The sequence below is a fragment of the Paenibacillus mesophilus genome (assembly GCF_005938385.1).
Taxonomy (GTDB): Bacteria; Bacillota; Bacilli; order Paenibacillales; family NBRC-103111; genus Paenibacillus_AB; species Paenibacillus_AB mesophilus.
This window is the reverse complement of the sequence record NZ_VCRA01000009.1, coordinates 187,388-201,148: the sequence shown is the minus strand read 5'-3', so window position 1 is coordinate 201,148 and position 13,761 is coordinate 187,388. Positions and strand designations below refer to the sequence as shown.

The 13,761-nt window shown below is 55.9% G+C and carries 9 protein-coding genes; 2 read left to right on the top strand and 7 right to left on the bottom strand.

Going from position 1 to position 13,761, the window contains the following annotated elements:
- Window positions 1-175: 175 nt before the first annotated feature.
- Window positions 176-1,003 (top strand): helix-turn-helix transcriptional regulator, encoded by an 828-nt coding sequence (locus tag FE783_RS18125; protein WP_138880793.1) that lies wholly within the window; start codon window positions 176-178, stop codon window positions 1,001-1,003.
- Between the two features lie 264 nt (window positions 1,004-1,267).
- Here the strand turns inward: FE783_RS18125 and FE783_RS18120 are convergent, their stop codons facing one another.
- Entirely contained in the window at window positions 1,268-1,912 is a 645-nt protein-coding gene (locus FE783_RS18120; RefSeq protein WP_138880792.1) for an O-methyltransferase, read from the bottom strand.
- A 144-nt stretch (window positions 1,913-2,056) separates the two neighbouring features.
- Here FE783_RS18120 and FE783_RS18115 point away from each other — a divergent pair, with 144 nt between their 5' ends.
- Complete coding sequence (locus tag FE783_RS18115) at window positions 2,057-3,196, top strand: THUMP domain-containing class I SAM-dependent RNA methyltransferase (protein WP_138880791.1); 1,140 nt, start codon at window positions 2,057-2,059, stop codon at window positions 3,194-3,196.
- Between the two features lie 485 nt (window positions 3,197-3,681).
- Here the strand turns inward: FE783_RS18115 and FE783_RS18110 are convergent, their stop codons facing one another.
- From FE783_RS18110 to FE783_RS18085, 6 genes are all read right to left on the bottom strand, one after another.
- The gene (locus FE783_RS18110; RefSeq protein ID WP_138880790.1) at window positions 3,682-5,046 is read right to left on the bottom strand and encodes a sn-glycerol-1-phosphate dehydrogenase; all 1,365 of its coding nucleotides are present in this window, start codon (window positions 5,044-5,046) and stop codon (window positions 3,682-3,684) included.
- Window positions 5,047-5,058: 12 nt separating this feature from the next.
- Window positions 5,059-5,424 carry a GNAT family N-acetyltransferase gene (locus FE783_RS18105; RefSeq protein ID WP_138880789.1) on the bottom strand — a complete coding sequence of 122 codons (366 nt, stop codon included), beginning with the start codon at window positions 5,422-5,424 and terminating at the stop codon, window positions 5,059-5,061.
- Between the two features lie 75 nt (window positions 5,425-5,499).
- Window positions 5,500-6,984: a 4-hydroxyphenylacetate 3-monooxygenase, oxygenase component gene (gene hpaB / locus FE783_RS18100; protein WP_138880788.1), complete on the bottom strand. Its 1,485-nt coding sequence runs from the start codon at window positions 6,982-6,984 to the stop codon at window positions 5,500-5,502.
- A 159-nt stretch (window positions 6,985-7,143) separates the two neighbouring features.
- A complete protein-coding gene (locus FE783_RS18095; RefSeq protein ID WP_138880787.1) occupies window positions 7,144-8,061 on the bottom strand; it encodes an exopolyphosphatase in 918 nt (305 codons plus the stop codon).
- A gap of 203 nt (window positions 8,062-8,264) precedes the next feature.
- Window positions 8,265-12,290, bottom strand: a complete 4,026-nt coding sequence (locus FE783_RS18090) for a fibronectin type III domain-containing protein (RefSeq protein ID WP_138880786.1) — start codon at window positions 12,288-12,290, stop codon at window positions 8,265-8,267.
- A 337-nt stretch (window positions 12,291-12,627) separates the two neighbouring features.
- Window positions 12,628-13,752 (bottom strand): response regulator, encoded by a 1,125-nt coding sequence (locus FE783_RS18085; protein ID WP_138880785.1) that lies wholly within the window; start codon window positions 13,750-13,752, stop codon window positions 12,628-12,630.
- Window positions 13,753-13,761: the final 9 nt, after the last annotated feature.

The following is a 13,761-nucleotide window of genomic DNA, read 5'->3' as shown; positions in this document are numbered from 1 at the left end:
AAAGACATATCCAATCGAAGCAAAATGTTAACGGATCTTACGATAATTGCTGCGTATATTTTAATGAAACCGGAACGATTTTCGGGGAAGCCGCTTTACGAATCTGCGCGCAGCCGTTAGACTTATAAGCACAGATCGGATCGTGAAGCCGAAAGCGGCAAACGGAGGACATGCCATGGAGATTATAGCCGTCGGTCATTCCATTCATACGAAATCATTCTATACCGACAAGCGGAGCGGCCTCGGACACTATATCGTCCGTCTGCAAACGGACGGCACCTGCAAAGCGGTCGTCAATCGCGCCGTCAACCGGCTCGACCCCGGCGATCTGCTGCTGTGCAGACCCGGAGACACTTACGAGCTGATGATCGGCGAAGAGGCGAACGGGGCATTCCGCAGCGCCGACTACTTTCTCTTGATTATGGCCGGGCAGGACTGGTTCGCGGAATGGTGGGAGAAGTACCGTCATGTCGGGAAATGCCGGCTCGGGCTCGACGACGATCTGATCGCGATGTGGAAGCTGATCCGTTACGAGAAAAGACGGCTGAAGAAGACGAATCCCGTCATTCTGGAATGCCTGGTCCGCGCTTTCTTCCTTCATCTGGGCCGGCTCATCTCGGAAGAGAGAGGCTCGACCGCATACGGACGGGCCGTCGCCAACCGGATGAAATATTTCATCGACAAACGCGCCGCCGAGCCGTTAAAGCTAAAGGACATATGCTCCGAAGCCGGACTGAGCGTATCGAGGGCGTCGCAGCTGTTCAAATCCGCTTTCAACCAATCCATCATGGATTATGTGATCGAAACCCGTCTTACGATGGCCAAGGAATATATGCTGATCGGGGGAGACACACTGGAGGAAGTCGCCTACAAGAGCGGATTCACGACCTATATCCATTTCAGCAGGACGTTCCGCTCCCGCTTCGGCGTGTCTCCGAGCGAGTTCAAGCGGACAGCGCTTCCGTTCGGGGAGCGGGGCGCCGAGTCTGAATCGTTAAAATAGCGGAACTGTATTCCGTTATCAACCGCTAAAACGAGTGTGCCATCAAATTAGCGGAACTGTAATCCGTTATCCGGCCGTTTTATCGTCAGCGAGGTGAGAAATGTATGTATTAGCGTACTACAGTTCCGCTATAACCGGGTAATGCCGCGAAATACTTAATATTACGGAATACAGTTCCGCTATCGAACCAAAAGGCGCAGCGAATTCGCTGCGCCATTCTTTCGCCCATGCCTGATACGGCTCAAGCCTGCGAAGGCTGAGCCTTCACTTCACTCTTGCAATACACAAGCCGTCATAAGCGGGCAATATCGTACTTTCCAGCCGCGGATCGGTCGCGATTCGTTTGTTGAACTCGCGTACGACGGCAACCGAATTGCCTTTCGCCTCGGGGTCCATCGTTTTGCCGTGCAGCAAAGCGTTATCCCCTACGATCAGCGCGCCGGGAGCGGCCAAACGGATCGCCCAGTCCAAATAGTTCACATAGTTGCCTTTGTCCGCATCGATGAAGAAAAAGTCGAAGGCGGCCCCTTCCTCACCCAGCCGCTCCAAGCTGTCTAACGCTTCCCCGATGCGGTACTCGACTACGTCGCCGAAACCCGCCGCAGTCAAATTCTCCTTCGCGACCGAAGCGAACTCCTCCTTCAGCTCCAGCGACAGCAGCTTCCCGCCGCCGTTCAACCCCCTTGCTAAACAAATGCCGCTATAGCCGCCCAGCGCACCGATCTCGAGCAACCTGTTCGCGCCGGACAAGCGCACGAGCATGGTCAGCAATCGGCCGTATCCGGGGGCGACCGAAATCTCCGGCATGCCGTGCTGCCGGATCGCTTCGTTCACCCGCTCCAAATCCGCATCCGTCTCGTAGAGCGATTCCACATACCGGTCAGCCGTCTGAAAATAACGATCCTCCATAAATTCCTCCGCTCTTCGCCGCATACGACGCGTTTGTATCCTTGATTCATTTCGCCTATACTTATTCTATAATTTCGCCGGCACCGATACAACCGAGCGTTTCTCGGAGCGGAGCCGACGCTAACAGATGGAGTGGACGAACAGGTGGATAAAGTGCAATTAATCGCAACCGCCCCGATGGGGCTAGAGGCGATCGTCGCCCGCGAGGTACGGGAGCTCGGCTATGACGACGTCATGGTGGAGAACGGCAAAGTGATGTTCCAAGCGGACCGCTCGGCTATAGCCCGGGCCAATCTTTGGCTGCGGACCTCGGACCGGATCCTGCTTAAGCTCGGGGAATTTCCGGCTACGACGTTCGACGAGCTGTTCGAGGGCGTGAAGGCGCTGCCTTGGCCGGACTGGATTCCCGGCGATGCCGAGTTTCCCGTCGAAGGCCGCTCCCATAAATCGCAATTATCGAGCGTACCGGCTTGCCAAGGCATCGTGAAAAAAGCGGTCGTGGAGAAAATGAAGCAGCGCTACGGCACGGAATGGTTCCCCGAGGACGGTCCCCGCTACGTGATCGAGGTCGCGCTGCTGAACGATGTGGCGACGCTGACGATCGATACGACCGGCCCGAGCCTGCACAAGCGCGGCTACCGCAAGCTGATCACCGAAGCGCCGCTCAAGGAGACGATGGCGGCGGCGATGGTGCTGCTCAGCCGCTGGCGGCCGGGGCGGCCGCTGATCGATCCGTTCTGCGGCTCGGGGACGATTCCGATCGAGGCCGCCATGATCGGCTGGAACATCGCGCCGGGGCTGCGCCGGGAGTTCTCCGCGGAGGCGTGGCCGACATTGGACCCTTCCATCTGGGACGACGCGCGGGAAGAAGCGTACGACCTGCTGCGCGACGACGAGCCGCTCGACATTATCGGCTCGGACATCGATCCGGCGGCGATCGAAGTAGCCGAAGCGAATGCGAAGAAAGCCGGACTTTCCGGCGAATTGAAGCTTTATCAGGCGCCCGTAGCCAAGCTGTGGCCGGATTCCGATTACGGCTGCATCATTACGAATCCGCCGTACGGCGAACGGATCGGCACGAAGGACGAAGTGGAGAAGACGATCCGCCAGCTCGGATCGATTTACGCCAAGCTTCCGACCTGGTCGCTGTTCGCCCTCAGCCCGAGCAAGCAGTTCGAGCATTACTTCGGCAAGCCATCGGACAAGAAGCGCAAGCTGTTCAACGGGCGGATCGAATGCAATCTGCTCATGTACCACGGTCCGCTTCCTCCGCGCCAGTCATAACGAGGCTATGCCGCGCCGCCGGCCGCGCGCCGGATGAAATACCCGTCGAGAAAAACGCCCGGACGGTCATGCAAACCAAACATTAGTGCGTTGGGAGAGTGGAGTTATTTCGTAGTGACTTCTACTCCCAACGGCCCTTCGTCATGAATGAACCAAATTTGTTTATTAGTGAACTTCTCTGCGCTTTTTGGCTCCACTTCTCGGTAATTGGAGAAACAATGAACCTAGAGTAACTATTACTGAACTTAAGTTTGGTAATAGTGAAATGGGGTTCGTTATTCGCTGTATTCGGCCATCTGATGTGCAAATAGCGCAATAGAGTTCAGTAATAGGGAAGTTTGGTTCGTTCAAGCCCATTTCCAAATTACCCATGCAAAAGGGTTACCCTTTCGCTTTAGTTCGGTAAAGAACTTAAACATTCTGATCGTACAAGCTTAAAGGCATCTGCCCCAGCAGATGCCTTCTTATTTCATGCGGTAATTGGCTCAATGCGCGGCGGCCATATCCTCCGCGAACGATTCCAGCAGTCCCAGCTGATCGGCCAGCTGTAGCACGGTGTACCGGCTGCGGACTTCCTTCGCCAAACGGAGGGCGTCTGCCAGCTGTTCCCGGCTGACCCCGATTTCCTTCGGCTCCGCGGGTGCCCCGACCTGACGAAGCAAGGCTTGAACGTCCGGAGCGATAGCGAGTATCGCTTGCAGCTTCGGTTTCAATTCCGGCCAATGCCCGACAAGCCTGTCGCGCCGGATATCGAGCTCCGTTTGATTCAAGAAAAGACCGCGGTTCATGGCGATCATCTCGTCGGCGAGCGGCCCGTAACACCGGCGAACGTCCCGTTCCCAATCCGCGATTTGCGCTGCCGTTTTCTCTTTCATCCGGAAAGTGTCCGGATCGGCGCCCAGCAGCGCATCGTACAGCTTCAGAACGATCGGCACGGCCGCTCCGACCTTGATCCCGTGAAGCTCCGTCCGATGCCCGGCGGCAAAATGCAGCATTTCCCAATAGTGCGAAATGTGGTGCTCGGCCCCCGAAGCGGGCCGGGAATTGCCGATCATTTGCATCGCGATGCCGGACAGCACGAGACCTTCCATAAGCAGCTTGGTCGCCTGCTCTTCGCCGTCGCGGATAGACTGAACATGGCTTACGATCCCGGTCAACGCTTTGCTCATCAGCGCTGCGATCACCTCGCAGTAGTGCTCTTCCTCCACTACGGATGCGAGCAGCCAATCGCATAACGCCGTTATTTTCGCCAGCATATCCCCTACTCCGGCCGCCTGCCGATCCCGCGGGGCCTGACGGATCACCGACAAATCTCCGACGATGGCGGCGGGGGACGCGAGGCTGTACGTCTTTTTGAAGCCGTTAACGAGAATGGGGGAGCCTGTCGAGGCATAACCGTCCATGGACGGTGCGGTAGCAACGACGATATATGGAAGTTTCGCCTTATAGCTGACGAATCGGGCGATATCGTTGATCGTGCCGGAGCCTACGGCAATGATCAATTCGGTATCCGGCTCCAAATCGATCAGAACACGGACGAGCGCTTTCTCGTCGGCATACCATTGTTCCTCCGGAAATACGCTCAACCGGACATCCGTTCCTTTGCCCGCCAAATCATCGGCCAACGCTTTCCCCGCCGCGGCGAAGCTCGAAGAGTCGGCTACGATCATCGCTTTCCCTCCGAGGTTCAACTCCCGGAGCAGCTCGTGCACCTTGTACAAGGCGCCTTCCGCAAGCATCAGCTTTCGCATCTCGACCCGATGCGTTTGTCCGCACGCGCAATGGAACGATATTCCCGCCAATTGCTCAGGGGTGCGCTTAAGTACCGTTTCAACCGTTATGTCCATCATTTCCCCCTGTTACTAGGTCTTTATCTCTATCTTAAAGCTCGATCCAAAATCTTCGGACGGCCGAATGCCATATCCGATATGACCGCCGGTGTTTAGCAGTCTCGGGCTCAACCGGTGGCGGATGTTAACGGCACCTACAATTTCTTCCCGCTCATCAACCAACCAATACGTGGAGTGTGGAACCCAATTCGCCTCGGTTACCTTCTCCTCGCTGTCCTGAGAGAACAGAAAATCAAGCATCGCCGCGAAATCGGCGGGGTCCCGTTCGACAACCCTAGGCACGATGTCTTCCCCGCTGCTCCGCCACTCCTCATAAAATGAAACATATTGGCGGCGGTAATCAGCCGACGGCTTAACCAAACGAACCGGAGTATGCATAAGGGACTACCTCCCGCGTAAATTTTTCTAATGGTAACACAGGAGGATAGCCGCCCGCAATGCCGGAAATTGCCGTTATACTCCGCTGCCGTTGCCGGATGACGCCATGGTCTCTCCGGATACGAAGCGTGCTACTTTGCCGCTGTACGCTTCCTTATCGTCATAGTTGTTGTACAGCCTGCTTGCGACTTTCACGGAATCCCCGAAGAAAAACCGTTCATACAGGGTCTGTCTCCCTGCAAACGAGCTCGCGCTCATCTCCCAGGCGAGCCGGAACAACCCTACCTTTTGACGCCCGTCCACATCGATTCCTTTCAAATACCGGGACAAATCGCCGGAAATGGGTGAGCGGAAATCCGCCTCGCCCGGAATCATGACGAGGCCGCTCGCTCCGATCAATTGAACGATCTCGACCATGCGCGGATAAAGCTTCGGATACAAGAAGTTCGCCGTATATAACGGCCCCGGGTCGGGCAGCATCGTCCCCCACCGATCCGGCTCCGCCCGGTGCTCGGCAGCGAGCAGCAGCGCTTTCAGCGTTTCGAGCGACGCTATCACCTCCGCCGCTTTCTCGACGACCTGCGAATAAGTGCGAAGCCCGAGCATTTTGACAATCGACTCGACCGTCCCGAGCACAAACTCCGTCTTCGCAATATTGCGGCACAGCACCTGATGGGTCGCATGGGTATGAAAATGGCTCTGTTCGGTAAACCGTGCCGCCAGCTCCTCGTCCCCGCACAAAAATACCCGGTCATGTGGAACGAGCACCCGGTCGAACACGACGAGCGTATCCATCTCCTCGAACCTCGAGCTTAACGGATAGTCATACGGCGAATGTCCGGCGGAGAAACTTTCCCGGCAAATAAACCGGATTCCCGGCAAATCGTTCGGAACCGCAAACGCGAATGCATGCGGATTCTCCTCGGCAAGCGACGGCAGCGGAGCCGGGAATATCAAGATTTCCTCCGCCGTCACACCTTGCGTAGCCAATAAGAAGGCGCCGCTGACGACGATCCCGTCTTTATTTTTCTCGATGACCTGAGCCGTATCCGGCAGCTCCAACGTATGCACAAAGGTCGACATTCTGCCGGAATGAGGGACGATAAAAGCATGGGAAAGCGTAATGTCGTTCTCCCGGCAATATTCGTAGTACCGTTTCATATTCTCGGCATACAGCGGATTATGCTCCGATAAAAAGCCGGAAGCCGCGCCGAACGCCATGACGGCCGTATTCATGTAATCCGGGGCCCGCCCCAGAAAACCGTGATGCCGCCCGGCCCACAAAGACATCATCCTTCTTCGCCGCACCAAATCGTTTTTCGTTATGGGACGCAGAAACGACAATCCTACGGGATCTCCGGTTGTCGGTGACGCAAATGTCATTTCCGCCCGAAACTCCTCTTCCCCCTGCATGTCGTATAAAGAAGCTTGCGTCGAAACGACTCCGCGAAAAGCGGGATGAACGGATATCGCATTCCGGACCCGTTCTCCGTGCACCCAAACCTCCACCCCCGAGCTATCGATTCGATCGATGTACTGCTTTCCGCTTTTGATCGGCATGCTCATCCACCTTTCACCATGATGTTATAACATACGCTGGCGGCGAAAAGCGGACAGGGGCACACGCCAATCTTTATGCGCCCGAGGTCCGTCCGGTTCCAAAAAAAACGAGCCTCCCTGACCGCTTCATGCGGCGAGGAAGGCTCGGGCCCATGCTTTCTATCCGTCCTGCTTCATCGTCGATACCAGCTGCTCCAGCACTTCATCGGCCGAATTGTATTCCACTTGGCACGTTCCCGCCGCCGCATGGCCGCCGCCGCCGTATTTCAGCATAAGCGAGCCTACGTCGGTTTTGGAGGTGCGGTTGACGATGCTGTGGCCGCAGGCGAGAACGCAGTTTTGTTTGTTTTTGCCGTCGACGATCCAGATGGAGATGTTCTGCTCCGGATACAGCGCGTATACCATAAAACGGTTGCCCGGGAAAATCGGATCGACGTTCCGCAGGTCGGATACGATCACATTCCCGTCGATACGGGTATGGGCGGTCAGCATCTCGCGATACTGCGCGTCCAGCTCGAAGTAGCGCTTCACCCGTTCCTGGACGTCCGGCAGCTGCATAATCTCGTCCACCGACTTCGTCATGCAATGAACGACGAGATCTTCCATCAGCTGATAGTTGCTGATCCGGTAATCGCGGTAACGTCCGAGACCGGTGCGCGCATCCATTATGAACGACAGCAAATCCCATCCTTGCGGATGCAAAATGTCTTCCTTGCTGAACTGCGCGGCATCCGCCTTGTCCACGCCCGCCATAATATCGTCGAGCTCGGCTCCGAACTTCTCCCGTCCGCCGTAATAGTCGTAGACGACACGGGCGGCGCTGGGAGCGATGCGGGTTTCCCCTTGAAATTGGATGTTCTCGCCGTTGCGGGTCAACTCGCTGGAATGATGATCGAACCAATAACCGCAGCCCGGCACATAAGGGACGTTAGCCAAAATGTCGTTCCCGTTCACTTCGATCAGCCCGTCCTGCACATCTTTGGGATGTACAAACTTCATCTCGTCGACCATTCCCAGCTTTTTGAACAGCATGGCGCAGACGAGCCCGTCAAAATCCGATCTTGTAATTAATCGCATGTCTGGTCCCTCTCTTATACATAGTTCTCACGGACTATTATATTCGTTAAATACGTTCGTTTTTCCTGCTTATCCCCCGGAAATTTCGCACCTTTGGAATATTGCCTCCGGCGTCTTCTGTCGATCTTTGGACCAGACGAGTCCCTTATACGAAAAAGCAACGCCGCTCTCGGGGAGCGGCGTCCGTTGTTTCGAGCCTCAGATCACTTTCCGTTACTGCCGGATGCTGCCTGTATGTCGCCATATGCCCAATGCTGTTTGGATACATCGGTCCATTTCGGCTGCGAGTCGGTCAACGGCTTCATGCCAAGCAGCTTATTGATAATCGCGACCGCCTCGGCGCGGGTAAGCGCAGCTTCCGGACGGAACGTTCCATCCTCGTAGCCGTTCAGAATGCCCGCTTTCTTGGCGTCGGCTATCGCCGTCTTCGCCCAGTGGCCTTCCGTATCCGTAAAGCTGCTTGTGCCGGTCGCCTTCGGCTTGTCACCCGACAGACGGGCTGCGATGGCGGCCATCTCCGCGCGGGTAATCGTATGATCCGGCTTGAAGCGGGCATCCGGGTACCCCAGCATCAGTCCCGCCTTCGCGGCGTTTTCGATCGATTCCTTCGCCCAGTGGCTTGCATTGACGTCGGAGAATGCGATCCCCGCTTGCCTCGGCTTCGCTCCGAATGCACGGCTCAGCATAGCGGCCATCTCGGCGCGCGTAACGTTCCGTTCCGGTCCGAACGTTCCATCGAAATAACCGTTAATATAGGCGATACCTGCATCCTTCTCATATTGCACGATCGTAAATGTACTGAACTTGCTTACGGCAATCCGTATTCCAAGCTTGCCGGATTCGTCGTACTTCACGATTTCGCCTGCGACCCATTCCTTGCTTCCGTCGCTATGTTCGATGAATACGCCGAGCGGTTTATCGCTTGCGTACGAGCTGTCGAGCGGCAGAACGAGCGTAACCGGTCTGTTTTGCAAATTCGTCTCGATCTTCATCGGTCTGCCGATCACGTTCATATCGCGGTCACCGATGACCGCGCGAACTTCCCGCTCCGTTTTGGTCCGGTCTTCGACGGCCTTGCGTTCGTTCTCGTCCTTGACGGGCACGAGGCGGAAGTATACATCATCCTCGCGTCCTTGCAAAGATTGCGGCGGAATGACAATACGGGCATTGTTCGTATACAGCTCCAAATTGATGTTTTCTTTGGACAAGAGATCCGCAGAGCTTCTCGGAATCGAAACATTCAGCTCGGATACTTCATCCTTCGCATCCGGAATTACAATCGTTGCCGAATTGGAGCCGGCAGCCTTCAATTGCTCTACCATCTTGGCCGTCTGATCGGCGGTCAGCTCGACTCGGTCTTTCTTCGTGCCGTCCTCGGCATTCGTACGGCGAATAACAGCTGTCGAAACAACTCCGCCGTTTGACGTCCCTCTATTCTCTACATTGACCGTAATCAATTCCGGCTGCGGAGACACAGGGCCCGTTCCTCCAGGAGAGGCTGGAGGATCATTGTCGGTGGAAGGCCCGCCCCCTCCACCGCCCGTCGATACCGCTCTCGGAGTTACCGACGCGGATGGTGCCGATGGTGCTGACGTCATGCCATTCGCATTTTTGGCCGTTACCGTGAACGTATAGGCCGTTCCGTTCGTCAATCCGGTTACCGTAATCGGACTGGAGGTGCCTGTTACGGACTTCACTGCTGTTCCGCCTGTCCATGCTTTCACTTCATACTCTGTGATCGCGCTGCCTCCGTTGTTCGCAGGCGGCGTAAACGTTACGGTCGCCTGACCGTCACCCGCCGTCGCGCTTACGTTCTGCGGTGCGGAAGGTACGGGCTGCTGCGAGGCGCTAGGAGTTACCGGTGCAGACGGTGCCGATGCTTGGGACCATACGCCGTTTCCATTTTTGGCCGTTACCGTGAATGTATAAGCCGTTCCGTTCGTCAATCCAGTTACTGTAATCGGGCTGGACGTACCGTATACGGACTTCACGACTGTACCGCCTGTCCATGCCTTCACTTCGTACTGCACTATTGCGCTGCCTCCGTTGTCCGCAGGAGGTATGAACGTCACGGTCACCTGAGCGTTGCCCGCCGTCGCGCTTACATTCTGCGGAGCGGAAGGTACAGGCTGCTGCGAGGCGTTCGGCGTTACCGATGCGGATGGAGCCGATGCTTGGGACCATACGCCGTTTCCATTTTTGGCCGTTACCGTGAACGTATAAGCCGTTTCGTTCGTCAATCCGGTTACGGTGATCGGGCTAGAAGCTCCGTATACGGACTTCACGACTGTACCGCCTGTCCATGCCTTCACTTCGTACTGCACTATTGCGCTGCCTCCGTTGTCCGCAGGAGGCGTGAACGTCACGGTCACCTGAGCGTTGCCCGCCGTCGCGCTTACATTCTGCGGAGCGGAAGGTACAGGCTGCTGCGAGGCGATCGGCGTTACCGATGCGGATGGAGCCGATGCTTGGGACCATACGCCGTTTCCATTTTTGGCCGATACCGTGAATGTATAAGCCGTTCCGTTCGTCAATCCGGTTACTGTAATCGGGCTCGACGTACCGTATACGGACTTCACGACTGTACCGCCTGTCCATGCTTTCACTTCATATTCGACTATCACGCTGCCCCAGTTGTTCGCAGGCGGCGCGAAACTCACGGTCGCCTGAGCGTCGCCCGCCGTCGCGCTCACGTTCTGCGGCACGGAAGGTGCAGGATGTATCAGCGTTAACGGAGCCGACGGTGCCGATGGAGCGGAAACACCCGCCGACGTATTTTTGGCCGTTACCGTGAACGTGTAAGTCGATCCGTATGTTAGACCCGTTACCGTAATCGGGCTCGATGCGCCGTTTACCGACTTCTCGACATTTCCGTTCGTCCACGCTTTCACTTCAAATTGTTCATAGGGGCTGTCCAGAGTACCCACAGGGCCCGCAGTGAACGTTACCGTCACTTGATCTTCATTAGCCGTCGCACTCACGTTCGTCGGAGCCGGAGGTACGGATTGCGCCGGCGCAGCCGTTACCACGTTGGAGAAACCGCTCGTACCGCTAGCATTTTTCGCTTTGACGGCAAAAGCATAGGTCGTTCCGTTCGTTAATCCGCTGACCGTATAGACGCTGCTTGTCACGCTGACGGCAGCACTCCGCCAGTTGGCCGCATCGGCAGGCGCCGCAGTTCCCTCGTATACGAATACTTCGTATTCTTCGGCTCCGCTCGGAGCCGTCCAGGTCAGCGACACTTTCGCATCGCCGGCAGTTGCAGTGAGCCCCGTAGGCGCGCTTGGTCCTAGCGGCTTGTTTGATTTAATGCCGAACAAAATATCCAAAGTGTACAGCCATCCGTTCGGATCGACCGCGATGCTGATCGGGTTCATAACCGCCGAACCTCCGACGGACGTAATCGTTTCCTGCGAACCAGCACTCAGGTTGTTCAAATCGAACTTCTTGATGCCCGCCATACCGTCGACAACATAAAGCAGCTTGTTGGTGCTGTCAACGGCGATTTTTCCCGGATTAGTCAGACCGGAAGTGATCATTGTAGGCATAGGGCCGCCCTCGCTTACGACCCCGGGTGTCGGCGTGTTGATCGATCGCCATATGTACCCTGCGTTGTCGGCGGCAAGCCCAAGGTTCGAATTGATGCTGCTCATCGTGGTGGGAGTAGTTCCGACTTTTCCGTAATAGTAGGAACTTGCTGGAAGACCCCCTCCCCCCGGCATACAAATCGGTGGACCTACAGGAACAGGAATACAAATATCTTGCGGTACAAACGAAGTTACACTGTAATAATAATATATTTCTCCTTGAGTCGTAACCGCCAGATCATCTACAGATACACCCGTAATAGGACCTGCTGCTGTAACAGACAACGGATAAGTTGCATGAAGGGTCCCGCCGGAGGAATAATGATTAATGGCTGCACTTATTACCGATGTTGTTGCCGCATAGATTTCCCCATTTCCGTCAACGAACACGGCCATCGGGCTCGCTATCGGAATCTCAAGCACGACATTTCCGGATGTGTCGAACTTGACAATCCGGTTATGGCCCGTATCGGCTACGTACATATTGCCGGCCGCGTCAAACGCGATATCTCTCGGGGCTAACAAGGTTGGACCCGGGCCTGGTGCCGGGGTCGCGCTGACGCCAACCCCGCCGAGCGCCTGCAAGAAGGCAAGCAGAATCGCCATCAGGAGCACCGCGCTTCTTTTCTTAATCTGATACAAGTTTCTCTCCTCCTCGTGTTGAACAAAATGCAAATTGTTCCTCACACCGGATTATACTTTTCCATTCTCACAAAATTCTCACAAGACTCCCCTATCGCAAATACAGCACCACCGGAGGACGAAAGCGACTGATGATCTCGACACCCGTATTTTCGCAAAGTTTCTCGTCAAATGCATAAGCTTTTGCATCTAGACCGGCAAAACCGGGCGATTTGTCGCGAACAACATGTACTCTTGCATGTAATGCATCATGCTCGGAAAAAGTGGTCCGCGAAATTTGGTAATACGCTCAAGAATTAAAAAAAAAGAGAACGGTATCGTCTCCCGCCCCCTGAACCTATTCCACTCCTACCTTGTCGGCCAGCTCTCTTGCGAGCTTCGGAGGCTCGACCCCGATCTCGTCCAGCAGCCGCTGCTTGTATAAGCCGTACTGCTTGCGAAATGCCCCCGCGTCTCCCGCTTCCACATAAAGCTGCAGCAAAGCTGCGTTCATCTCCTCGTCAAGCGGTTCGATCGACAAATATTTGCGAATACAGCGCTCGACCCCGGTTTTGTCCCCGCTGCCCCGGTAATGGACGACGAGCATCCGCGTCAGCGCCGCGAACAAACCGCCAAGCTCCTCAGCCGCTCCGAGACTCCACAAGTAGTCCTTCCCGCCGAACAACGGGCTTTCGTAGTCGTGCAGCAGCGTCTCGCACTGCTCCGCATTTGCGGAATCGGCCGCGGACACGCCGCGCATGAACTGCCGGAATTGTCCGACGTCGCAGGCCGCTCCATGCGGCATTTGGAGCGAATAGCCTTCGTTCGTCGTTTTCAGCTCAAGCTCGAAGCCGCTTTCCTTCAACACTTTCTTGAGCCGGTACATCGTATTATGCACGTTGTGGAGCGCACGGCTTTCTTCCATATCCGGCCACAATAAATCGGCGAGCACCCATTTGCTGATCCATTGATTCGGGTAGACGAGAAAATAGGCGAACAGCTCCTCCGTCTTACGGGTCGGCCAGCTTACGGTTTCCCCGTCCGCCCCCTTGACGTCGAACGTGCCCATGCAGCGGATTCGCGTCGAAGGCACCGCCGAAGGAGGCCGCCGTTTCAGCAAATCATGCGTCTTCATCAATCTGTGCGCAACCTTCTGCACCGCTTCCGGCGTTACGGGCTTCAGCAAATAATCGACCGCCTGGACGCGGAATGCATCCAGAGCGTATTGCTTATAGGCAGTCGTGAACACGATCTGAACCCGTTCATCCCGCGAAGCGATATGCTCCGCCAGCTCCAGCCCGCTCATCTTCGGCATCTCGATATCGAGAAACGCCGCATCGGGCGCAAGAGAAGCATAACGCTCCAACGCTTCCTTCGGGCTCGTAAACGTTCCGACGATTTCGAAAAAACCGCTCTCCTCCGCAATCAGCTTCATCCATTCGAGGATCGGCTGTTCGTCTTCGACAATGATCGTCCGCAGCATTCCGGCATC

What these genes read in the sequence shown, in the direction of transcription:
- FE783_RS18125 (WP_138880793.1), top strand. Translation starts at nt 176, where the DNA reads ATGGAGATTATAGCCGTCGGTCATTCCATTCATACGAAATCATTCTAT.
- FE783_RS18120 (WP_138880792.1), bottom strand. Translation starts at nt 1,912, where the DNA reads ATGGAGGATCGTTATTTTCAGACGGCTGACCGGTATGTGGAATCGCTC.
- FE783_RS18110 (WP_138880790.1), bottom strand. Translation starts at nt 5,046, where the DNA reads ATGATGGACATAACGGTTGAAACGGTACTTAAGCGCACCCCTGAGCAA.
- FE783_RS18105 (WP_138880789.1), bottom strand. Translation starts at nt 5,424, where the DNA reads ATGCATACTCCGGTTCGTTTGGTTAAGCCGTCGGCTGATTACCGCCGC.
- hpaB (WP_138880788.1), bottom strand. Translation starts at nt 6,984, where the DNA reads ATGCCGATCAAAAGCGGAAAGCAGTACATCGATCGAATCGATAGCTCG.
- FE783_RS18095 (WP_138880787.1), bottom strand. Translation starts at nt 8,061, where the DNA reads ATGCGATTAATTACAAGATCGGATTTTGACGGGCTCGTCTGCGCCATG.
- FE783_RS18085 (WP_138880785.1), bottom strand. Translation starts at nt 13,752, where the DNA reads ATGCTGCGGACGATCATTGTCGAAGACGAACAGCCGATCCTCGAATGG.